The 22,756-nt window shown below is 60.1% G+C and carries 19 protein-coding genes; 9 read left to right on the forward strand and 10 right to left on the reverse strand.

The annotated features are described in order from the left end of the window. The first annotated feature begins 19 nt into the window (after positions 1-19). From pbpC to ACQ4W7_RS12335, 5 genes are all read left to right on the forward strand, one after another. The gene (gene pbpC / locus ACQ4W7_RS12315) at positions 20-2,107 is read left to right on the forward strand and encodes a penicillin-binding protein 1C (protein ID WP_436531009.1); all 2,088 of its coding nucleotides are present in this window, start codon (positions 20-22) and stop codon (positions 2,105-2,107) included. Positions 2,108-2,372: 265 nt separating this feature from the next. After that, a complete protein-coding gene (locus tag ACQ4W7_RS12320) occupies positions 2,373-3,713 on the forward strand; it encodes an HlyD family secretion protein (protein ID WP_436530769.1) in 1,341 nt (446 codons plus the stop codon). A 221-nt stretch (positions 3,714-3,934) separates the two neighbouring features. Further along, positions 3,935-4,273 (forward strand): phospholipase A2, encoded by a 339-nt coding sequence (locus tag ACQ4W7_RS12325; RefSeq protein WP_436531011.1) that lies wholly within the window; start codon positions 3,935-3,937, stop codon positions 4,271-4,273. A gap of 157 nt (positions 4,274-4,430) precedes the next feature. After that, positions 4,431-4,871, forward strand: a complete 441-nt coding sequence (locus ACQ4W7_RS12330; protein WP_436530771.1) for a hypothetical protein — start codon at positions 4,431-4,433, stop codon at positions 4,869-4,871. A 196-nt stretch (positions 4,872-5,067) separates the two neighbouring features. Further along, positions 5,068-7,167 carry a peptidase domain-containing ABC transporter gene (locus ACQ4W7_RS12335; protein WP_436531013.1) on the forward strand — a complete coding sequence of 700 codons (2,100 nt, stop codon included), beginning with the start codon at positions 5,068-5,070 and terminating at the stop codon, positions 7,165-7,167. A gap of 63 nt (positions 7,168-7,230) precedes the next feature. Here ACQ4W7_RS12335 and ACQ4W7_RS12340 read toward each other — a convergent pair whose 3' ends face one another. The 8 genes from ACQ4W7_RS12340 to ACQ4W7_RS12375 form a co-directional block, all read right to left on the reverse strand. Beyond that, positions 7,231-7,920 (reverse strand): hypothetical protein, encoded by a 690-nt coding sequence (locus tag ACQ4W7_RS12340; protein WP_436530773.1) that lies wholly within the window; start codon positions 7,918-7,920, stop codon positions 7,231-7,233. 81 nt (positions 7,921-8,001) lie between these two features. Next, complete coding sequence (locus tag ACQ4W7_RS12345; RefSeq protein ID WP_436530775.1) at positions 8,002-8,310, reverse strand: hypothetical protein; 309 nt, start codon at positions 8,308-8,310, stop codon at positions 8,002-8,004. 106 nt (positions 8,311-8,416) lie between these two features. Then, positions 8,417-9,763, reverse strand: a complete 1,347-nt coding sequence (locus ACQ4W7_RS12350) for a sigma-54-dependent transcriptional regulator (protein WP_426072457.1) — start codon at positions 9,761-9,763, stop codon at positions 8,417-8,419. Further along, the gene (locus ACQ4W7_RS12355; RefSeq protein WP_436530777.1) at positions 9,763-11,658 is read right to left on the reverse strand and encodes a sensor histidine kinase; all 1,896 of its coding nucleotides are present in this window, start codon (positions 11,656-11,658) and stop codon (positions 9,763-9,765) included. The genes ACQ4W7_RS12350 and ACQ4W7_RS12355 overlap by 1 nt, the downstream gene beginning before the upstream one ends. Before the next feature lie 73 nt (positions 11,659-11,731). After that, entirely contained in the window at positions 11,732-12,523 is a 792-nt protein-coding gene (locus tag ACQ4W7_RS12360; protein ID WP_426072455.1) for an ABC transporter ATP-binding protein, read from the reverse strand. An 11-nt stretch (positions 12,524-12,534) separates the two neighbouring features. Further along, entirely contained in the window at positions 12,535-13,356 is an 822-nt protein-coding gene (locus ACQ4W7_RS12365) for an ABC transporter permease (protein ID WP_436530779.1), read from the reverse strand. Positions 13,357-13,386: 30 nt separating this feature from the next. Continuing rightward, positions 13,387-14,388: an ABC transporter substrate-binding protein gene (locus ACQ4W7_RS12370; RefSeq protein WP_426072453.1), complete on the reverse strand. Its 1,002-nt coding sequence runs from the start codon at positions 14,386-14,388 to the stop codon at positions 13,387-13,389. Between the two features lie 408 nt (positions 14,389-14,796). Further along, entirely contained in the window at positions 14,797-15,033 is a 237-nt protein-coding gene (locus tag ACQ4W7_RS12375) for a hypothetical protein (RefSeq protein ID WP_436530782.1), read from the reverse strand. 492 nt (positions 15,034-15,525) lie between these two features. On the opposite strand from ACQ4W7_RS12375, the gene ACQ4W7_RS12380 reads away from it, so the two are divergent. Continuing rightward, positions 15,526-16,026 carry a winged helix-turn-helix domain-containing protein gene (locus tag ACQ4W7_RS12380; protein ID WP_226938940.1) on the forward strand — a complete coding sequence of 167 codons (501 nt, stop codon included), beginning with the start codon at positions 15,526-15,528 and terminating at the stop codon, positions 16,024-16,026. Between the two features lie 276 nt (positions 16,027-16,302). After that, positions 16,303-17,175 (forward strand): M90 family metallopeptidase, encoded by an 873-nt coding sequence (locus tag ACQ4W7_RS12385; RefSeq protein WP_436530784.1) that lies wholly within the window; start codon positions 16,303-16,305, stop codon positions 17,173-17,175. A 9-nt stretch (positions 17,176-17,184) separates the two neighbouring features. Here ACQ4W7_RS12385 and ACQ4W7_RS12390 read toward each other — a convergent pair whose 3' ends face one another. Continuing rightward, on the reverse strand, positions 17,185-17,874 hold the full coding sequence (locus ACQ4W7_RS12390) for a LytR/AlgR family response regulator transcription factor (protein WP_426072450.1): 690 nt from the start codon (positions 17,872-17,874) through the stop codon (positions 17,185-17,187). After that, positions 17,871-19,535 carry a histidine kinase gene (locus ACQ4W7_RS12395; protein WP_436530786.1) on the reverse strand — a complete coding sequence of 555 codons (1,665 nt, stop codon included), beginning with the start codon at positions 19,533-19,535 and terminating at the stop codon, positions 17,871-17,873. Before ACQ4W7_RS12395 ends, ACQ4W7_RS12390 begins: the two co-directional genes overlap by 4 nt. 159 nt (positions 19,536-19,694) lie before the next feature. On the opposite strand from ACQ4W7_RS12395, the gene ACQ4W7_RS12400 reads away from it, so the two are divergent. Next, complete coding sequence (locus tag ACQ4W7_RS12400; protein ID WP_436530788.1) at positions 19,695-21,797, forward strand: serine hydrolase domain-containing protein; 2,103 nt, start codon at positions 19,695-19,697, stop codon at positions 21,795-21,797. A 108-nt stretch (positions 21,798-21,905) separates the two neighbouring features. Further along, positions 21,906-22,736: a transporter substrate-binding domain-containing protein gene (locus ACQ4W7_RS12405; protein WP_151093647.1), complete on the forward strand. Its 831-nt coding sequence runs from the start codon at positions 21,906-21,908 to the stop codon at positions 22,734-22,736. Positions 22,737-22,756: the final 20 nt, after the last annotated feature.

The raw sequence follows: 22,756 nt of genomic DNA on the forward strand, positions 1-22,756 counted from the left end.
GGGAAAGTTGATTGCCGCCATGTGTGGCGCGCTAGCGTGCAACTTTGCGCTGGCGCAAGCGGTGCTGACGCCGGCCCAGGTGCAAACTGCCTACCGCAGCTCGGAAGCGCAATTGCTCGACCGCAGCGGCGCACCCCTGCAATCCTTGCGCGTGGACATGAAAGTGCGGCGCTTGCCGTGGGTGCCGCTGGCTGATGTTTCTCCCGCCGTGCAGCAAGCCGTGCTGCTGGCGGAAGACCAGCGCTTCATGCGTCATGGCGGCGTGGATGTGTCCGCGCTGGCCACGGCCGCCTGGGACAATCTGTTTTCGAAAAAGCCCCGCGGCGCCTCGACCATCACCATGCAGCTGGCGGGCCAGCTCGATGCGGACTTGCAGGCGTCCTCGGGCGGACGCAGCCTGCGCCAGAAATGGGACCAGATGCGTGCCGCCCAAGCCATCGAAGACAGCTGGAGCAAGGCGCAGATTTTCGAGGCGTACTTGAACCTGGTATCGTTCCGTGGCGAGCTGCAAGGCATCGCCTCCGCCTCGTACAGCCTGTTCGGCAAGGCGCCGTCCGGCCTGAATCAGACGGACGGCATCATTTTGGCCAGCCTCGTGCGCGCACCGAATGCGCCGCAGGCCACCGTCACGCGGCGCGCGTGCGCGCTGGCGAAAGAGTGGCGCATGGACAGCAGTTGCCAGCTGATCGGCCAGCGCGTGCAGACGGCCTTGCAGCGCACGGCCCTGTACGCCGACCTCGCGCCGGCGCCGCAGGTGGCGCAGCAGTTGCTCAAGCAATCGGGCAGTTCCGTGCGTAGCACCCTCGATGGCCCCCTGCAGCGCTTCGCACAGGAAAACCTGCGCCAGCAACTGGCCTCCTTGCGCGAGCGCAATGTCAACGATGGCGCCATCATCGTGCTGGACAACCGCAGCGGCGACATTCTCGCCTATGTCGGCAATGCGGGCGGCAGCCATGTCGATGGCGTGGCTGCCCTGCGCCAGGCCGGTTCCACCTTGAAACCATTCCTGTATGAATTGGCCATCGAACGCCGTTTGATGACGGCCGCCTCCGTCATGGACGACTCGCCGCTGGACGTCGCCACGGCGTCGGGCATGTATGCGCCGCAAAACTACGACCGCAATTTCAAAGGTTACGTCAGCGCGCGCACCAGCCTGGCCAGTTCACTCAACATTCCCGCTGTGCGCACGGTGTTGCTGACGGGGCAGGACGGCTTTTATAACCGCCTCAAGGAAGTGGGTCTGTCCAGCCTGACGGAACCGGCCGAATACTACGGCCCCTCGCTGGCGCTGGGCTCGTCGGAAGTGACCTTGCTGGAACTGGCCAACGCCTACCGCGCGCTGGCCAATGGCGGGCTGTACAGCACCGCCGGCCTGCAGCCGGGGCAGGCCGGCAAGGATAGACGCCGCGTGATGGAGCCGGGCGCCGCCTTTATCGTCGGCGATATCCTGGCCGACCGTGCCGCGCGCAGCATGACCTTTGGCTTGCGCAACGAGTTGGGGACCAATTTCTGGAGCGCCGTCAAGACGGGCACCAGCAAGGACATGCGCGACAACTGGTGCATGGGCTACTCGGAGCGCTATACGGTGGGCGTCTGGGTGGGCAACTTCGACGGCAAGCCCATGTGGGATGTTTCGGGCGTGACGGGCGCCGCGCCCGTATGGCGCGACGTGATGGATTACCTGCACAAGAACGTGCCCAGCCACGCCCCGAAAGCGCCGCCCGGCGTATTGCAGCAGATGGTGGCGTACCAGCCCGCGCTGGAAGCGCCGCGCCGCGAATGGTTTATCGCCGGCACGGAAAGCGCCGTGATCGCCGTATTGGGCGATACCGTCAAGCCGCCCGCCATCGTGTACCCGGCAGAGGACAGCATCCTCGCCATCGACCCCGACATCCCGCCAGCCCTGCAGCGCGTGTTCTTCCAGGCGCAAGGCAGTCATGGCTTGCGCTGGGTGCTTGACGGCAAGGACATGGGCGCGGCAACGGAGAGCATCAGCTGGCGCCCGGTGCCGGGCAAGCATGCGCTGGCCCTCGTCGACGACGCCGGCAAGACGGTGGCAAGGGTGGTGTTCCAGGTGCGGGGGAATGCGCTGGCGCAGCTGCATTAGTTCCGACGATATTGCGGCTGCCATCCGCCTGTCCTGCTGTTTGAATCATGCGCAGTTATCCATTTGGTCAGAAAAAATGAGGTGCTGCGCCTGTCGTGGATGCTGCCTTTATTGGAATAGTCGGTGGAATGTTAAAGTAGAAATATCGGCGGAAATATGTAAATGAATGGATCAAAAAAAGTTAGTAAAAAATATTTACATTTTTATTGGAAAAGTATATTCTTGCTGTCTTCTGGTCCAAGACCGCTAGATTTTCCGCATTCCTATGTCGATGAATAATGAAGTCGAATCGCCCTTATTTCGGTCGGAAGTTGTTGCCTCGTCAAATCAACAATGGTTGGGCGCCATTCGATTGGCGCAACCTTTATCCAGCTGGTTAATCGCAGCTTTTTCGATCATGATTGCAGGTGCATTGATTTTTTTTGTTGTGATGGGGAGCGTGACAAAAAAAGCACGCACGGCTGGGATATTGGTTCCGGATACGGGAAGTCTTGGAATTCATGCACCCAATGAAGGTATTTTAATTCGCAGCCTGGTGCGTGAAGGCGAACGAGTATCCGCTGGCCAGACATTGTTCGAATTATCGACAGAGCGTCAAAGCAGCAATGGTGAGTTGACGGTATTAATCGCTCAACAATTAGCCAGCAGGCGGCAAAGCCTTGATGCTGAACAACGCGTTCGTATTGCACAGCATGATGATAAAAAAGCGGAAATTGTTGTACGCTTGAAAAATCAGGAAACAGAGATGTTGCAGCTTGCACAGGAAATCGATCTGGCAAAGCGGCGTTATAGTTTGTCGCAAGAAAGTTTAAAGAAATATGAAACCTTGCAGGCAAATGGCTACGTTTCTCCAGCACAAACCCAGCAAAAGCAGGAAGATCTAATTGATCTGGGTGTGCGCGTCTCCAGCCTGACCAGAACCCGTCTCCAGTTGCAGGCTAACCGCCTCAACCTCGAGGCTGAGCTGGCGGCCTTGTCGAATACCTTGTCCACCGATCTTGCTCAACTGCAAAGGGCGCAGGCTGTATTAAAGCAAGAGGTTGCGGAGAACAGCAACCGCAAGGCGAGTCTGATCACTGCGCCGCAGCCAGGCACCATTACCACCATCACCTATCAACCGGGCCAGGCTGTGAATGCCGGCCAGGCGCTGGCAACCTTGATTCCACAAGCAACATCGCTTGCCTCCGGACCTAGCTTGCAGCAGCAGGTCCCCGCCCTGGAAGTACACCTGTATGCGCCGAGCCGTACCGCAGGGTTCGTGGCGATTGGACAGCTTGTGCAGATTCGCTATCAAGCCTATCCCTATCAAAAGTTTGGCTTGCAGCGCGGCATCGTGACTGATGTGAGCAAGACGCCGTTTGCGCCTGCCGAATTGCCACAGAATATTGCCAGCACCATCCTCTCCAATGCCCAGCAAAACATTGCCGGATTTAATGGCAATGAAGCGTTATATCGCATCAAGGTCAAGCTCGAGCGCCAGACGATAGACGCTTATGGGAAAGTGCAGGCACTCAAGCCAGGAATGACGCTGGAAGCGGACGTAATACAGGACAGGCGAAAAATCTGGGAATGGATTGCGGAACCATTGCTGGCCATGACGAGTTAGGCCGCCGTCATGGGGCGTCGCCAATGTTGTTTTAATCATCTCGGCTATCGCGCCTTGGCGCGATAGCCAGTGTTAGTAGGGAGCAGAACGAACGGGACATAGTCCCATCCGCTCTGCTTTTGCTAAGAGCCGGTCAGCGTGTGACAGCACGCTGACCGGCGGTATCAAACCATCTTTCCGGATGGTCAACTCAACCTTGAAACAGGATAACAAAAATGCGCATGATTGTACTAAAAGAATTGGCTGTGGTAGCGGGCGGCGGCGACGGCTGCACCTTGGTGCCGGATGCACCGTTTGGCTATGATTTTCGGAGCGCCTGTGGTCGGCACGATGATAACTATTCCGCTGGTTCCCTGGTAAGCCGCGCAGAGGCTGACTCGATGTTCAAGGCTGATATGCACAATATTTGCGCCACAAATTATAACGATTCGTTCGGTTGCAATGGCGTAGCGGAAGTGTACGGCCTGGGCGTTGAACTTTTTGGCGGTTTCTTTTATGAAGGTAATGGTGGTGGTGGTGGTGGCCGTCGGAGTAATGAAGTGATGAATGAACTTTACTGATTGATATGCATTAGTTGTGAATGAGAGGGGCAAGGAAGATTTTGTTCCTCTTGTTTTTCCATGGTGATGCGGATGAGTTTTTCTCAGGGAGATTGTGTTGAAGAATTTTTTTTTGATATTTTCACTGATTTTTTGTATTTCAGGATGTGCCGCCGACATGACTTCTTCATACCATGAACGTTCTGTTACTGGAGAAAATATGGATTTTAGCTTTATGAAAGAGCCACCTAACCGGAAGATAAAGAACAGGGTGGATCTGTCCGCGATTAAGACTGCCGAAGATTTGGCTGTGGTGAAAGAGGCTATTAACCCAGTGATGGACTTTTTCCAAGTTTATAGTCAGGTTCGAGCAACCCCGTCATCATTTTCCGCGCTTGCTACCAGTAGCGGGATCAAGCATATGCGATTTCCTCCGAAAATAGATGACCTAAATTATTATATATCGAAAAAAATGTGGAATTGGGTGGTGCAAGATTCCCAAACTATTTTCTTGACCGTAGATTTTCGCGGCATGCCGCCTGACACCGGCGTTCATCGCGATACTTTTGTATTTGTGAAAAGGGATGGCGTATGGTTGTATGATCGTCATGATCTCTAGCAATGAATGTTCTTCAGCATAGGCCATCTTTGCCGGTATCACCAGGCTGATTCATTGATCTTGGCGCCAGGCAGCGTATTTCTCATCCCATTCGCTACATTGGTTTTCGACGAAGGCTGGTTGTCGACGGGGCCAGGCACCACGCGTCTTTTTTCGGGCTTGTTTGCGGCAAGCCCTGTTCCTTATTATCCAATTTATGCACATTGTCCTACAAACGGAGTCCAGCGAATGTGGTCTGGCATGCCTTGCCATGGTCGCCAGCCATTATGGTCGTCATACCGACCTGGCCGAATTGCGCCGCCGCTTTCCCGTCAGCCTGAAAGGGGTCACGCTGGAGCAGCTCATGCGCCATGCCGCATCGATGCAGTTGGCGGCGCGTCCGCTACGTCTTGAGCTTGATGAGTTATCTAAATTGCAAATTCCCTGTATTTTGCATTGGAATCTCAATCATTTCGTTGTCTTGAAAAAAGTCAGCAAGACGTGGCGCGGCGTGACCATGGTGACGCTGCTCGATCCTGCCATCGGCGAGCGCCGTTTGCCGCTGGGCGTTGTCTCGAAGCATTTCACGGGTGTGGCCATGGAACTGGCGCCGAATGCAGATTTTGTCGTGGCCGATGAGCGCCGCAAAGTTGCCATACGTGATTTGACTGGACATGTACTGGGATTGCGTCGTGCGCTGGTGCAGATACTGGCGCTTGCGCTTGCCCTGGAGATTTTTGCGATTGCTTCCCCTTTGTTCAACCAGTTCGTCATTGATGAAGTGATCGTCAGCGGTGATCAGGACTTGCTGAAGGTGCTGGTGTGTGGTTTTGCGTTGTTGATTGTGACACAGACGGCGATCGGCCTGGCACGTAGCTGGTTTTTGATGCGCTGGAGCATGGACATAGGGTTGCAATGGTCAGTGCGTATCTTTGCCCATCTGACACGCCTGCCGTTGTCTTTCTTCGAGAAGCGGCATCTGGGCGACGTCGTTTCGCGCTTTGGCAGTATTGCCTCGATACAGGGAACACTGACCAGCCTGTTTGTTGAAAGTGCGCTCGATGGATTGATGGCCATGCTGGCCTTGGGCATGATGTTCATGTACAGCCCCAAGTTATCGTTCCTGGTGTTAGCCGCCGTCCTGTTGTATGCGTTGCTGCGTTGGGCTTTTTATCAGCCGTTGCGCGAGGCATCCCAGGAACGCTTGATCTTGTCGGCGAAAGAAAGCAGTCACTTCCTGGAAACCATTCGTGCCATCATGCCGTTGAAACTGTTTGGGCAGGAAGCGGAGCGGCGTATACGCTGGCAAAACTTGAAGCAGGATGTGATCAATCGTGACATCAAGACGCAGAAACTGAGTATCCTGTTCAAGGTAAGCAGCACCACCATCTTCAGCGTGCAGGGGCTGGCCTTGTTCTATGTCGGGGCCGAACTGGTCATGAAAAATGCGCTGACGATAGGTATGCTGATGGCGTTTTCCAGCTACGCGGGAACTTTTTCCTCGCGGCTGTTCAGTCTGGTCGACTTGCTGGTCAACTTGAAGATGCTGAGTTTGCATGCCGAGCGTTTGGCCGACATTGTGCTTGAACCAGTCGAAGCGCTGCATGAGCAGGAAACGGATTTGCATCGTTTTGATTGCAGTCTGACCCTGAAGAATATCCGCTTTCGCTATGCGGAGGGCGAGCCCTGGATACTCGATGGCATCGACTTGCATATCCCTGCCGGCCAGAGCCTGGCCCTGGTCGGTCCCAGCGGCTGCGGCAAGACGACCTTATGCAAGATTATTCTCGGCTTGTTGGCGCCCAGCGAGGGTGAAGTCTTGATCGACAATGTTCCCATTACACAGATCGGGCTGCGTGCATACCGTCAACTGGTGGGCACGGTGATGCAGGACGATATGTTGCTGGCCGGATCGTTACAAGACAATATCGCGTTCTTTGATGCCCGCGCCGAGCGCGACGTCGTGGAGCGCTGCGCAAGGCAGGCGGCGGTCCATGATGAAATTGCGCAGATGCCGATGGGTTATCAGACCCTGGTTGGAGACATGGGAAGCAGCCTGTCTGGCGGGCAGAAGCAGCGCATATTGCTGGCCAGGGCCTTGTATAAGCAGCCGCGCATATTGGCACTGGATGAGGCAACCAGCCATCTGGACATGAATAATGAACGCAAGGTCAATCAGGTACTGAGCCAGCTGCGGCTCACGCGCATCATGGTGGCGCACCGTCGTGAAACGATCGACGCTGCCGAACGCGTCGTTGGATTGCAAGCAGGAAAGGTCGTGGAATTACGTCCAGCACAGCCTCTGGCCGCCGCATGATCATGACCGAAGAGGCGCTGGGCACTAGGCGGTGGAGCAGTGGCCTGGCTCCCCCAGAAATCGTCAAGGCGCGCTGAGGATGTTCGTCAATGCGATGCGATACGCCGGCTGCACGTCGCCATTCCGGTCCAGTTTGTCCGTCATGATCACGCCGTAACCTTGCGCGTACCACACGTATTCGCCGCTTTTGCCTTTGTTTTTTTCACCGACGTCACGCAGCTCGAACTTGCAGGCGTCGGGGAAGCGGCGCCCGCCCAGTTCCAGGCGTTCCCAGCCCAGGAAGGTGATCGAGACATCGCGTTTGTCAGTACGCGTGGAGGTGGTGATTTTGTCGGACAGGCCAGCCAGTGGGTAGTGGGTGCTCGTTTGCGTGTCCGAGAATTGCACGCGCACTTCGTGACCGGGGCGCATGTTGGCGGGGATGGCGGACTGTGGCGTGTAGACGTTCTTGCTGCGCACGCTGCCATCTTCATTATAATGGATCGCACCCGTCAGGAATACCTGGCCATCGCGGATGTCCTGGTAGGACGTGGCCAGCAGCACGCCACCGTCAAGGATCAGCTGTGTGCCCTTTTGTTTCTTGCCCTCGAAGTTTTCCTCGACATTGACTTGCGCATCGCCATTGTTCTTGCTGAACTTGATGCCTGTCGTCAGCTCCATGCACTCGCCCACCGTGGGCGCGGCTTGTGCACCCGCGGCGGCCAATACGCCTGCCGTTACCATCGCCACCATCCCGCACCATGCTGCTTTCATTGTCATCCTAGCTATCTTGTAAAGGCGCGATGATAGCGTGCCTTGGAGCAATGTGGCGCAGCGCGGCGCTGGAAGCAATGCTTAGCGGGCCGGTGCTGCCGGTGTCGCTGGCGGCGAGGTGGCTGGTCCGCTCGCTGCCGGGGTGTCCGGTGTGACCACGGGCTTGCCGCGGCGGCTGCGCTTGTCCGTGCGCGTTTTGTCGGGCGTGGCGTCGTGAACCAGCTTGCCTTTGTTGTCGAGTTTGTCGGACTGGTCCGATTTTTGGCCCGGATCATTCGGATTGTTGGTGTGGTTGCCTGTCTGGTTGACATTCGTCGTCGACTGGGCTTGTACCCAGGCGCCGCCCACGGTCATCAGGGTGGCGGCCAGCAAGAGAGCGGCGGTTTTCATGGCAGTATCCTGTGCAAAGTGTTGATGTGAGCCGGTATTGTCACACAGGAGACTGGCCGCACGGGTAGGACGCCGCCCCATGGTTGTGTCGGCCATTTGCTTCAGATCAACGGAATTGTTCCGTCGAGATATCAAATCGCTTGAGCTTGTCGTACAGGGTTTTCTTCGGGATATTCAAGGCAGCAGCTGCATCGATGACATTGCCGTTGTGGCGGCGCAAGGCTTCTTCGATGATGGAAATTTCGAACGTGTCCACCTGTTCGGCCAATGAGGCTTCGCGGCAACCGGCCGGGCTGAGCGTGTCGTCGAGCAAGCCCAGCACGAAGCGGTCGGCGACATTGTGCAGCTCGCGCACATTGCCGGCCCAGCGCTGCGCCATCAGGGATGCGATCAGGTCACCGCTGACGAGGGCCGCCGGCTGGCCATAGCGCAGCGCTGCCTGCAGCACGAAAAATTCGAACAGCAGGGGGATATCCTCGCGCCGGTTGCGCAGCGCCGGCAGGGTCAGGCTGGCCACGTTCAGGCGGTAATACAGGTCGGGCCGGAACTTGCCCTGTTCCGCCAGTACATTCAAATCTTCCTTGGCGGCGGCAATCACGCGGAAATTGACGGAAATCAATTTGTTGGAACCGAGCCGCTCGACTTGCCGTTCCTGCAGCACGCGCAGCAGCTTGACTTGCAGGGCCAGCGGCATGCTTTCGATTTCGTCCAGAAACAGGGTGCCGCCGTTGGCGTACTCGATCTTGCCGATGCGCTGGCGCTGCGCGCCCGTAAATGCCCCTTCCTCGTGGCCGAACAGTTCCGACTCGAAAATCGATTCGGGCAGGGCGCCGCAGTTGATCGCCACGAAAGGGTGGTCGCGGCGCTCGCTGAAGTCGTGCAGGCAGCGCGCAATCAGTTCTTTTCCAGTCCCCGTTTCGCCGAGGATGATGATGTCGGCCGATTTTGGTGCCAGGTTCAGCACCAGTTGGCGCACCTTGGCCATGGCCGCGCTGCGGCCCACGATGCGCGCCTCGATGCCGACCCGCTGTTCGAGCTGGCGGCGCAAGTTCATGTTTTCCAGCACCAGGTGGCGTTTATCGAGCGCGCGGCGGCACACTTCCACCAGCAAGTCGGCGGAAAACGGTTTTTCGATGAAGTCGTAAGCGCCACGGCGCATGGCGCCCACGGCCATCGACACGTCGCCATGGCCCGTGACGAGGATGACGGGCAGGCTGGCATCCTGCGCCACGGCGATATCGAGCAGTTTCAAGCCATCCATGCCGGGCAGCTTGATATCGCTCAATAAAATGCCCGCAAATTCGGGCACCAGGTAGGGCAGTGCTTCCTCGGCCGTGGCGACGGCCGTCACTTGCAAGCCCGCCAGTTCCAACGATTGCCGGGCGCCCTTGCGCACCACGGCATCGTCTTCCACCAGCAGCACTTGCATGCCTTCAAAATTATTCTCGTGCATCAGATGTTTCCTTCGTCTCTCTCCCCCGGGTCGCAGCTCAGGGTGATGGTAAATTGCGCGCCGCCCCCTTCCTGCGCGCTGCGGTTGCGCACCGCCAGTGCGCTGCCGGCCGCGCGCAGTATGCCTGCGCTGATCGATAATCCCAAGCCCAGTCCGTGTTCCTTGGTGGTATAGAAGGGGTCGAAAATCTTGTCGAGCGAGGCCAGCGGGATGCCGGGGCCATTATCGGTGATATGCAGCACGGCGAGCTTGCCTTCGCGGCGCACCTGGAACCATATCTGCACGGGCTCGCTTTCCGGCACGGCATCCATGGCGTTGGTGATCAAGTTGGTAAACACCTGTTCCAGGCCGATGGCGTTGCACAGTACGATGATATCGTCCTCAAGCCAGCTTTCATGCAGGGTCAGGCGCTGCGAATGCTTGCGCGTGCGGATTTGCAGCATGGTTTGCGCAAACGCCTGGCGCACGCTGACGGGTTTGCGGGCATCGTCGCCGCGCCGCGCAAAGCCTTTCAATTGCGATGTGACATAGCCGAGGCGCTTGACGAGGTCGGAAATGGTCGACAGATTGTCCAGCGCATCGTCGATGCGGCCCCGCGCCAAAAAGACTTTGGCATTGTCGGAAAAAGTTTGCAGGGCGGCCAGCGGCTGGTTCAGTTCGTGCGTGACGCCGGCCGCCATCTGGCCAATGGCCGCCAGTTTGCCGCTTTGCACCAGTTCCGCCTGGGCATAGCGCAGGGTCTGCTCGGCCCGCTCGCGTTCGGCCACTTCCGCCTGCAGGCGGCCATTCGCATGCACCAGGTCGGCCGTGCGCTGCTCGACCTTGATTTCCAGCTGTTCATAGGCGCGCGCCAGCGTCTGTTGCGCATTGAGCTTGTCGGCGATGCGGCGCCGGCGCTGGCGCGCATACATCAGGCCCAGCAGCAGCAAGGCCCAGCCCAGCGCGGCGGCGATGGCTGCGTTGCGCGCCGCCTCGTTGACCTGGTCGAGTTCGGCCAGCACCGTGATTTGCCATTGCAGCGGACCCAGCGCGCGGTTCACGGCCAGATAGTTCACCTTGTCGGCGCTGCCGGACAGGGCCGGCGTGTCGCCAGCCTGCGGGCGCTCCAGGGTCATCACGCTGGCGCCATCGGCGAACTGGCGCTGCACCTTGTGCGGCAGGATGGGCAGGTTTTCCTGCAGGAACTGGCGCTGCTCGCTGATATCGTGCTTGGCGGCCGGCGACAGCGGCGCCAGGGTCTTGAACTTGAAGGCGGGCGTCGTGGCCAGGATGATCACGCCATTCGCATCCTTGACCCAGATCTGCTCGCCTGCGCCCGGTGTGCGCCACGATTGCTCGATCCAGTCCAGGTTGACCTTGGCGGCGACGATGCCGATGACGCGTCCGTCGCGTAGCACGGGCTGCGAAATGAAATAGCCAGCCTCGAAGGTGGAGAAGCCGATGCCGTAGAAGCGGCCTATGCCGCCCGCGAACGCATCCTTGAAGTAGGGCCGGAAACCGTAGTTGACGCCCACGTAGGAACTGCGGTCTCGCCAGTTGCTGGACGCCAGGGTCGTGCCCTTGTCGTCGAGCACATACACGGCAAAGGCGCCCGCGCGGCGGTTCATGTCGACCAGGTAGGCGTTGATCTGCGCGACTTTGTCGGCGCTGGGCTGCTCCAGCAGTTGCGCCACAGCATCGCTCTGGGCCACGGCCAGGGGCAGGAATTCGTATTTATTGAGGGCGCCGCCGATGGAGGCCGCGTACAGTTCCGCGCGCGAATCGAGGGTGCGGTGCAATTCATCGAGCTGGCGCTGCTGTACCCAGGCATACGAGGCCCATGTCAGCAAGACCAGCGTAGCCACGGCCAGCAGGGGGCCGAGCGCCGGTCTCAGGGTCCATTTGCCGAATGCCATGGTGCTCCGTGTGTCGGGTTGATGGGGGCAGACCAGACGGTACTGCCCCGGTGCTAGCTAATCAGACATACTATCAGTCTGCCGTACTTGCCATGGTTTCGGCGTTGTGGTGCCTTTGCTGCTCTTCCATCACCATCTCGCCCAGCATACGTTTGAGGCGGTTGAACTCGGGGTCGCTCGGGTCGCGCGGGCGGGGCAGGTCGATTGCCACGTCGCGCTTGATGGTGCCGGGACGGTAGGTCATGACGATGGTGCGGTCGGCCAGGTAGATCGATTCCTCGATCGAGTGCGTGACAAACACGATGGTGGTGCCGAAGACTTTCCAGATTTTCAGCAATTCATCTTGCAGGTTGCGCCGCGTCAAGGCATCCAGTGCGCCGAACGGTTCATCCATCAGCATGATGGGCGAATCGAGGGCCAGCACGCGGGCGATCGCTACGCGCTGGCGCATGCCGCCCGACAAGTCTTTCGGGTAGCGGGCACGGAATTCCGTCAAGCCCAGCATGCTCAGCAGCATGTCGACCCGTTCCTTGATTTCGGCCGGCGTCTTGCCGGCGATTTCCAGGCCGAAAGCGATATTGCTCTCGATGCTCATCCATGGGAACAGCGCGTATTCCTGGAACACCATGCCGCGGTCGGGACCGGGTTCGGTGATCAGCTTGCCACCGGCCAGGATTTGGCCGGAAGTCGGCTGCGAAAAGCCGGCGAGGGCATTGAGCAGGGTCGACTTGCCGCAGCCGGACGGCCCCAGCAGGCAGATGAACTCGCCGCTGGCGATTTCCAGGTTGATATCCTTCAGGGCGATGACGTCGGCGCCGCCCGTCGTGAAGATTTTATTGACTGCATTGATATTGATCGTGGTCATGGCCGTTCCTCTCAGTGTTCCAGGCCGCGGTGCCACTGCAGCAAATGATTATTCAGGGCATTCATTGCCATATCGATGGCCAGGCCGAACAGGCCGATGGTAAACATGCCGGCGATAATCTTGTCAGACCAGAAATACTCGCGCGCTTCCAGGATGCGGAAACCGAGGCCGCTGTTGACGGCGATCATTTCCGCCACGATCACGACGATGAAGGCCGTGCCCATGCCGATGCGCGCGCCGGCCAGGATGTAGGGCGTGGCCGCCGGCAGGATGACGCGGCGGAACATCGTCATCTGGCTGGCGCCCAGGTTGCGCGCGGCGCGAATATAGATGCCGTCGACCTGGCGCACGCCGGCGATGGTATTCATCAGCACGGGGAAGAAAGAACCAATGCTGATCAGGAAGAAGGCGGGCGGATTGCCCAGGCCGAACCATAAAATCGCCAGCGGGATGTAGGCGATCGGTGGAATCGGGCGCAGCACCTGCACCAGCGGGTCAAACAGTTTACAGATGGTCTTGTTGGTGCCCATCAGCAGGCCCAGCGGCAAGGCCAGGCCGGCGCCGATGGCGAAGCCGCCCAGCACGCGCGACAGGCTGGCCCAGGCGTCATGCGGCAGTTCGCCGGAGAACATCCACACCAGGTAGTTGCCCGCTTCCGGCGTGTATGCTTGCATGGGGATCAGGTATTCATACCACTTCACCAGCACGGCGACGGGCGACGGCAGGATTTGCGGATTGATCCAGCCAAACGTGGACAGCGCTTGCCAGAACAGCAGCACGGCCACGGGCACGATGGCACCGTGCACGAAGCGTTTCATCATTTGTATATTCATCGTGATACTTTCCGATTGGCGTGGTCGTGGTTAGCGTGGGACATAGGATTTCTTGGCTTTTTCCAGCAGGTCGAGCTTGACCCAATCCTTGGCGGCAGGCGGTTTTGCCATGCGTCCCACGCCGAATTTCACCATGTAGTCGGTGGTCAGCTGCACGTGGCTCTGGGAGATGTCTTCCGTGAAGATGGCGTTGTCGATGGCATCGCGGTAATCCTCAGACGTGATCTGGTTCTTGAACATCGATTCGCGCACATATTTTTCGGCCAGTTTCGGGTCGGCCAGGAAGGCGCGCGTGGCGGCGACGAAGCAATCCATGAAACGCTGTGCCACGGCCGGCTTTTCCTTGTACATTTTTTCCGTCATCACGAGAGCGCGCACGGGCTCGCCCAGCGGTGTGTCATACGGCTTGACGATGGCCGCGCCGTATTTCTTGTGGATCGCCTGGGTCGAGTAGGGCTCGGACTGGCTCATGACGTCGATATCCTTGGTCAGCAGCGCCTGATTCAAGTCCGGGTAGCCCATGTACAAGATCTGCACGTCCTTGCCCGGTTTGTCGGACCAGGTCAGCTTGGCCTTGGTGAGTTCGGCAAACAGCAGGATTTCCTGCGGGCCACCGCGCGTGACGCCGACTTTCTTGCCCTTCAGGTCGGCAATGCCCTTGATGTTCAGGTCGGGACGTCCGACGATCTGCACACCGCCCTTGGCGAAGCCGCCCACCAGGTACACGGGTAAGCCCGTGGCACGGCCCGTGATGGCCGCTTCCAGCGCACTGGCGGAGACGTCGATTTCACCGGCGATCATGGCCGGCACGATGTCGAGGCCCTTGGCGAAGATGCGTTCTTCGATTTTCAAGTCGTACTTCGGCGCGATTTCCTTCATATAGGCGACGGCGCCGTAATGGGCGAATTTCAGGTTACCCAGGCGGACCAGGTCGGCGGCGTGGACGGCCAGCGGGAATTGCGCGGCCAGTGCGACGGCCACGACCAGAGCCTTGGTGTTCAGGAAGGACGAGATACGGAAGGTGCTTGCCATGCTGTTGTCTCCAAAAAGTAGATGGTTTTATATAGTGGGTCGGGCTGCCGCTCTGACGGCGGTTATGAAAATATAAAAGCATCTTCCGTGCCAGTGGAGCGCACTTTGGCGTTTATTGCAAGTGATTGTTTATAAAGGTTTAATTTGAATCTATTGAAAAAGGGAAATATCGATATTCCGTCTTTCCGCACGGCGAGGGGAAAGGCTGTGCGGATTGCCGGATTGCCGGCGGGTCGGTTCGATGCTGGCTGGCGTTGCGCCTGCCGTTGAACCTTCATGGCGTGACCGACTCCAATCGTAAAAAAACGCGTTGCGAACAGGCTGGCAACGCGTAACTCCCCCGTGGAGTAGGGATGGCGCCGCGTGGACGCCTGATTGATCGCCGTCCGGCGGCCTTGTCTGTTGGCTTTACTTCGGCGCCGTGGCGGGCGGCAAAGCGGGGGCGGTGGCGGGATCGGTCAGCGGCGCAGGCGGCGTCACATGGCCCGGACCCGTTTCCGGCATGGCAGGCGTGACGGGAGCAGCCATCACTTGTGGGGCGGACGTGGGGTTCGGTGCCGTTTCAGGCAGCGGCGCTTCGGCGGGTTTCTTACAGGCGGACAGGGTGACGAGCAAGGTGGCGGCCAACAGGGCAGGCATTTTCATGAGGTTTCCTTTGCAAGAGTCGAAGTAGCGCGATACGGGCGGGGGGCGGGGCGGCGGGCGCCGCGTGCGAAGCTTGAATTTATTGCAATGGAGCTTCTGCTTCTGTTCGCTATTTCACTTTGCGCCATGAATGGGGGCCAGAGTGGGGCGCGGAGCGTTTTTCAGATGCCATTTTTAGATGCCCCGAGAGAAAGAATGCAGTAGGGCAATATTTTTCACTTTCTTGTTCCTAATGTTCGTTAACGCACAGACCAGCTAGGAGCAGGATGGCATTCTGTGCCCAGACGCTCAGGATTTGTGGTGTTCTGGTATAAAAATTGCCAAGAACTTAACAATCCGGGCTACCGGCAATCGTTTAAAAGGAGTATTCAAATGCATGCAATGACTCAGTCTCACGTGAAGAGCGAATTAAAGGCAGCGCACCAGGAACTTCGTAGCCCCGAAAAAGGCTCGCAAATGGTAGAACGCGCAGCACCTATCCCACCGGAGCGGATGAATCCCATTTCCATGGCACCGATCGAGCGCGTGCGTTCGACGTCGGCCACCCTGCGCCGCATCGAAAACATGCAAAAGCTGATCGGCGAATTGTCGCTGCACGAGATGCTGGCCGATGAAATCGCCTGGTTCCTCAAGTTTTCGCCATCGGGCGCCCGTAAATACATCCGCGACTTGCGCGAAGCGGGCGTGATCGAACTGGCACGCTACATCGAAGGCACCGCCACTTACCTGGGCAAGGCAGTGTACCAGTTGACGCCAGATCCTGAGCGCGTGCGCGCTTTCCTAGCAGCCATCGTTCAGCCGAAACGCGAAGGCGCGCCACCACGCAAGGACCGTCCCGGCCTGCGCGAGCAAAGCATGGCAGGCAGCGGCCGCCACTTCCACATCTTGGCCGATGACACGCATTACGCCATCCGCGTCAACCGCGGTCCCGTAACGCGCGATCCGTTGGTGGCTGCCTTGTTTGGTGCTCCTCAGCAAAAGACCGCTGAGTAAGTCTGTGCCTTGCGGGCCGCGTGGTGATTGGCGGGCGCGGGCGTAATGCTGGTGATAGTGATTCTTAGATGCATGTTGAAAGCCGGGTAACACCCCGGCTTTTGGCGTTGCACCCGGCTCTTTGAGCTAGTCTGATTGAAAAGACTGCAAGCATCCCCATGTGGGCTGGACTGCCCGCCCTTCCCGATGCGGGTTCATTCGAAGGAGCTTGTCCTTGTTCGCCTACACCGTCTCCGTTTGCCCGATTGCCCCCGTTGTTCTGAAGTGGGCCGTTGCATGAACCCGCTGCTGTGGATCGCCTTCGTCACGGCCGCCATCGTTTTTTCGCTGTGGTTCCCCCGCTGGCGTTTGAAGCGTGCCCTGGCCAAGCCCTTGCCGCCCGAAGGTTTGGCCGTGCTGGAAAAGAATATTCCCGTGTATGCGCGCATGCCGGCCCCGCTGCAGGAACAATTGCGCCATCTCGTCGTGCAATTCCTGTACCAGAAGAAATTCGTCGGCTGTGGCGGCCTGGAGATCACGGACGAGATGCGCTACACCATCGCCGGCCAAGCCTGTTTGCTGCTGCTGAATCGCCAGACCCAAGTGTATCCGCAGCTCGACACTATCCTCGTGTATCCCACGGAATTCATCGTCACGCGCAATGAAGTGGGGCCGGGCGGCGTGGTCACGCCATCGGCCAACGGCTTGCTGGGTGAATCCTGGGGCGATGGCCGCGTAGTGCTCGCCTGGGACCACGTGCAGCGCGGTGCGGCCGACTGGACCGATGGCCACAATGTGGTGCTGCATGAATTCGCCCATCAGCTCGACAGTGAATCGGGCGCCGCGAATGGCGCGCCGTATTTGCCCAGCGTGTCGAGCTACCGCAGTTGGGCCACGGTGCTGTCGCGCGACTTCGACAACCTGCGCCACGACGCCATGGTTCAGCAGCAAAGCGTGATGGACCATTACGGCGCCACGAATCCCGCCGAATTCTTTGCCGTGGCCACGGAAACCTTCTTTGAAAAGCCGTACCAGATGGCCGAGCACCATGCAGAACTGTATGCGCAATTCTTGCAGTATTACAAGGTCGACCCGCGCGACTGGATGGCGCCGCCTGTGGAGCCGGAACACATGGCCTCGCCATTCCCCAACTTTGCCCAGCACTGGTAAGCGGAGACTTCAGCCCAGCAATCGCTGTTTCAGCGCGGGATAGCTGCTGCGCGAGACGGGTATGCCCGTGCTGGTCTGCGTGTCGAGCGCGTATTTGCCGCCCGCACCGATCTGCAGCCGCTTGAAGCCCAGGCTGTTGACGATGTAGGAGCGGTGCACGCGCAGGAAGTGGGGCGGCAGCAGGGCCATGAGCTTGTCGATAGCCAAGTCGTGAAAGCACTGTTCGCCGCTGCGCAGCACGATGTTGCTGTAATGACCGTCGGCTTGCACATGGTCGATCTCTGCCATGGCGATCCATTCCAGCGCCCCCCGTCTCTTGACGGCCAGCGAGGCGGTTTCCGTGTGCCGCCCGGTATAGCGTTGCAGCGCCTTGTGCAGGCGTTCGCGGCTGAAGGGCTTGGCGACGAAGTCGAGCACGCCAAACTCGAAGGCGGTGATCGAGCGTTCCGCGTGCGCCGAGACGATGATGGTCTGGAACGGGGCGTTGCCGGCCTGGCGCAGCAAGTCGTAGCCGTCCGCGCCGTGCAGGTGCAAGTCCAGCAGCAGCAAATCATAGTCATGCTGCCGCAGCGCGGCCAGCGCCTGTTCCACATTGTCATGCAGCGCCAGCGCCGCCAGGCGTGCGCCGAAATGTGCGCGCACCTCGCGCGCCAGGCCTTGCGCAATCAGCGGTTCATCTTCCAGTATCAACACATTCATGGGGCCGCCGGCAAGGTAAAGGTGAGGCGCCAGCCCGCTGGCTGTTGTTCGCTGGCATAGCGGGCATGATCGCCAAACACGGCCTGCAGGCTGGCGCGGATGTACTGTTCGCCCACGCCGCTGCCCGCGTGCGGGCGCGCTACGCCTTCGGGCAAGACCAGGGTGAGCACGTGTGTTTGCGCATGTTTTACGATGCGCAGGATAAAGGCCGCGCCGTGGCGGTAGCGGTTATGGCTGAATGCGTTTTCCAGCGCCGTCAGCAACAGGGCGGGCGGCACGGTGATGCCCGCCGCCTCGCCATCGAGCTGCAGGCGGCACGGCTGCTGCAGCCGCGTGCCCATGATGCTCAGGTAATTCTGACACAGGGCCAGTTCTTGCGTCAGGGCAATGCTGGGCTGCTGCGCAAACTCGTTGAGCATGCGCAACTCGGCGCCCAGCGCTTCGATGAAGTTTTCGGCCGCCTGCGGCGATTGCGCGTTGAGTTCGCTGATCAGGCTCAGGGAATTCATCAGGAAATGCGGTTGCATGCTTTTGCGCAAGAGCTGGTTTTCCAGCTGCTGGGCACGCGCCGCCTTGCTGCGTACACGCAGCAGCTGCGCCAGCAATTGTGCGCACAGGGGCAGCAGCAAAAAGCACACGACGAGGGCGAAGCCGCCTTCGGCAAACTGGCTGCCCGTCAGCAGGAACAGGGCGCACGAAGCCAGCGCGATCAGCGTGCCGCCACGGCTGCCCGGCAGGCGGCGCCACAGGGCGCCCAGATTGAGCGCCAAGCTCGCCGCCAGGCCCGTCAAAAACATCAGCCAGCAGCGTGCGTCGAAATGCGTGGGCAGCGCGCCGGCCAGCGCGATGCACGCCAGCAGCACCGCCGCCGCCAGCGGCCAGCGCGGTAGCCGGTATGCCGTATAAAAATACAGGGGCAGCAAGGCGGAAAACAGCCAGGTGAGGGCGCTGACGGCGTACAGGCGCGGCAAATGCAAGGGGTAGGCATAGCCGGTTACACTGCGCCAGATTTCCACCACCAGCAGCAGCGCCGCCACCAGGCACAGCGCGGCAAACATGGCCCAGTGCCGCTGCCGCTGGTACAGCACCGTCAAGGCGAGGAAGAGCACGGCGACAGCGCCCAGCGCCCCGGCCAGCAGCAGCGGCGGCAGCCGGTACCAGGCCAGCGCCACGCGGTAGTCTTGCCGGTCGATCAGGTACAGCGCATAAAATGGCGACGCCAGGTGCGCCGGCACCTGCTGCGTCGACAGCAGCAGGCGCAGATGGTGCGTGCCCATGGTCAATTGCTGTGGCGTCAGGTGGATGACGAAATCGATGTCGCCCGCGCGTTCCCCGCTGGCTTGCCGGGCCGGTTGGCCATTGCTGCCGATCAAGTTGCCGTCCAGCCAGAGCTCGCTGGCGGCCAGCGCCGACAGTACCAGCAGTTGCGTCGATGGCGGCGTGGCGGCCAAGGACAGCTCGCGTTCCACGCACAGCAGCTGGCCTGGCTTGAGTAACTGGTGCAGCGTGGCGGCGGGCGCGGCGGATGTTGTGCCGCAGGCGCGCCAGCCCTCGTCCAGCGGCAGGCGATCCATGGCGCCAGCAAAACTGGGCAAGACTAGGCAGCACAGCAGCAGGGAGCGGAAGAAGGAAGGCAGGAAGAAGGAGGGCATGGCGGGCATTGTAGCGGCTGCTACCCATTTGCAACATTTTCATCCTCTTTGGTGCCGTTCATGCGGGCTACGTGCATTTCGTGCACAGCCCGCCAATGCTGTGTGAAAGACACTTACCATGCATCAGCGCCGTGCTGTGCACACGGCCCTCACCATGGAATAATGACTATGCAAAGCAGCAAATACTACGGTTTCGCCGGCGCGCTGGCGCTGTTGTGCGGCGTGGCGCAAGCCGCCTCCGCTCCCTCGGCTGTGCTGACCGCGCGACTGGCCGACTTCGACGGCTGGGTAGCCCAGCGCATGGGTGCGCAGCGCATCCCGGGCGTCACCGTCGGTTTCAGTCAGGGCGAGGTGGAATGGGTAAAAGGCTATGGCTATGCCGACCTGGAAAACCGCGTGCCGGCGACGGCCCGGTCCAGCTATCGGCTGGCGTCTGTCACCAAGCCCATGACGGCCCTGGCCATCCTGCAACTGGTCGAACAGGGCAAGATCGACCTGGATGCGCCTGTGCAAACCTATGTGCCGTATTTCCCCCTCAAAGCGTTTCCCGTGACGGTGCGCCAGTTGCTGGGTCACTTGGGCGGCATCGATGCCTACCGCGACAGCAAGGCGGAGCAGCATTTCAAGGAGCACAAGGATACGCGCCAGTCCATCGCCGTCTTCGAGCAGTTCGACCTGATCGCCGAACCGGGCACGCGCTTCCGCTACACCAGCTATGGCTACAACTTGCTGGGCGCCGTCATCGAGGGCGCCTCGGGCGAAAGCTATGGCGGCTACATGCGGCGCCACGTGTGGGGGCCGCTGGGCATGGACGCCACCGTGATGGATGAGCCGGATGCCGTAATTGCCCATCGCGTGCGCGGCTACCGGCTGGCCGGCCAGGAATGGAAAAACTCGGAATTCGTCGATATCAGCAGCCGCTTTTCGGCCGGCGGCACACGCTCAAGCGTGTCCGACATGCTGGCGTTTGGCAGGGGTATCCACGCAGGCAAGATATTGTCGGCGGCCAGCGTGGCCGCCATGGTGCAGCCGATGGCCACGCGCGCGGGCCGCTTGACGAACTATGGCATGGGCTGGGAAGTCTTTCCGACGGGCGGGCGTTATGCCATCGCGCACAGCGGCCAGCAGCCGGAAACCGTCACCTATCTGTACAGTTTTCCCTCGCGCAAGCTCACCATTGCCGTCGCCGCCAATCTGGAGCGCGTCAATCCCGAGGCGTTCGTGCAGCGCCTGTTCGAAGTGGTCACTGGCGAACCGTGGCAGCTGAAAACGTATATCGCCGATGCCGGCGCGCAGCGCGCTTACCAGGTGGCCCAAGGCTTGTTCGAGGAGGGCCGGGCGCATGCCGAGCGCACGCCTCAAGCGTATGCCGATGCGGCCGCCACGCGCATAGCCTTTACGCAAATCAACCGGCAAGCGCTGGCGCCGGAGGCCGGGGCGGCACGCGCTTTCATCGACGCCGCCCGCCATCCCGCCGGCGGCAGCGTTTTCCTGGCAGCCGGCGCCAGCATGGCCATCCAGCTGCGTCAGTCGGGCGTCGACCTGGACACCTATTCGCGTGGCGGCGCGCTGGCATTTGCGCGCGACTATATTCTGTTGTCGCAAGGTGCGGCGGGCGCCACCTTGCCCCGCTTCGAGCCCGCTTTCGAGCAAGCCATCGTGGCCCTGGCCGCCAGCTGGGACCGCACCGCCGCCATCGCCTGGCCGGCCGCCTCCGCCTCCCTTCCCGCACTCGATAGCCAACTGCGCGCAGCCTTCCGCGGCCAGCGCGCCTATCCCGATTTCGTGCCCGAGCTGCAGGAACTGGCGCAAGCGTCGGCCGCGCGCGGCGAGGCGGAATCAGCGCTGGCGGCCAGCAGCCTGGCAGTGGCACTGTATCCGCTCAGCGACCGCGCACATGCGCTGCAGGGCTTGACCTTGCTGCGCGCCGGCAAGACGGAATCCGCCCTCGCCGCCCTGCGCCTGGCGCTGTCGCGCGACCCGCTGGGCGCAGCCAGTCCTGCGGCGCTGAATCTGGAAGCCTACCGCTTGAAAGGCAGCGGCGCCGTCGCGCAAGGCATGGCCGTGCTGCAGGCGGCTGTCAGCCTGCATCCGCGCGACGCGAATTTACAGGATAGCCTGGCCGAGTTTTATGTTGAGCAAGGCTTGCGTCCGCAGGCCGTCGCGGCTTACCGGCAGGCACTGCAGCTCGATCCCCGCTATCCGGGCGCCGTGGGGGCCAAGGCGGCGATCCTGCGCCTGGGTGGCGAGACGAAGGCGCTGGCGCCTTAGATGACGGCTTAGATGAATTCTTCATATGCAAGGGTGAAAAGATTCCTTTTTGGAAATAAGCGCGTTGCGGTTTAATGGCGGCATTCATTACGCCACCAGAGGAATCCCATGCAGACCCGTCTTCATTTCGCCGCGCTTCTTTTCACCTCCATCGCCTTCACGCAGGTGGCGCAAGCGGACCAGCTGGCCGCCATCAAGGCGAAAGGCGAGCTGGTCTGCGGCACCCTGGGCACGGACGAGCCGAACAGTTTCATCGACGCCAAGTCGCGCCAGCTGGTTGGCTATGAAGTGGACCTGTGCCGCGCCATCGCCCAGGGCCTCGGCGTCAAACCGGTGATCAAACAGCTGGCCGTGGCTGCCCGCATTCCCGAATTGCAGCAAGGCCGCATCGATATCCTGACGGCGTCCCTGACGCATAACAAGGAACGCGAAGCGCTGATCGATTTTTCCCTGTCGACGTTTTACACGGGCCAGCGCGTGCTGGTGAAGAAAAGCAGCAATATCACGACGGTCGCTGGCCTGGCCGGCAAGAAAGTGCTGACCGTCAAGGGCGGCACGCAGGAACCGAATATCCGCAAGGCCGTGCCCGGCGTGGACGTGGTGACGTTCGAGACGGCGGGCCAGGCCTACCTGGGCTTGCAGCAAGGCAAGGGCGTTGGCTATGTCGACGATGAAGTCTCGCTGCTGAACAACTACGCCAAGCTGGGCGCCGCGCAAAAGGACTATATTGTGCTGCCGCAAAACATCAGCCAGGAAGTGTTTGCCTTCGGCATTCGCAAGGGTGAGACGGGCGTGAAGACGGCTGTCGACCAGGTGCTGCGCGGACTGGAAAAGTCGGGCGAGGCAGAAAAACTGTTCTTCAAATGGTATGGCCCGACGAGCAATGTCAAGTTTCAAAAACGTACTTTCAAGATCGAATCGGACAAGATCGACGCCTGAATTTAGCCTGACTCTTCCGC

It is taken from the genome of Janthinobacterium algoris, from assembly GCF_051380935.1.
In the GTDB taxonomy this organism is placed as follows: domain Bacteria; phylum Pseudomonadota; class Gammaproteobacteria; order Burkholderiales; family Burkholderiaceae_D; genus Janthinobacterium.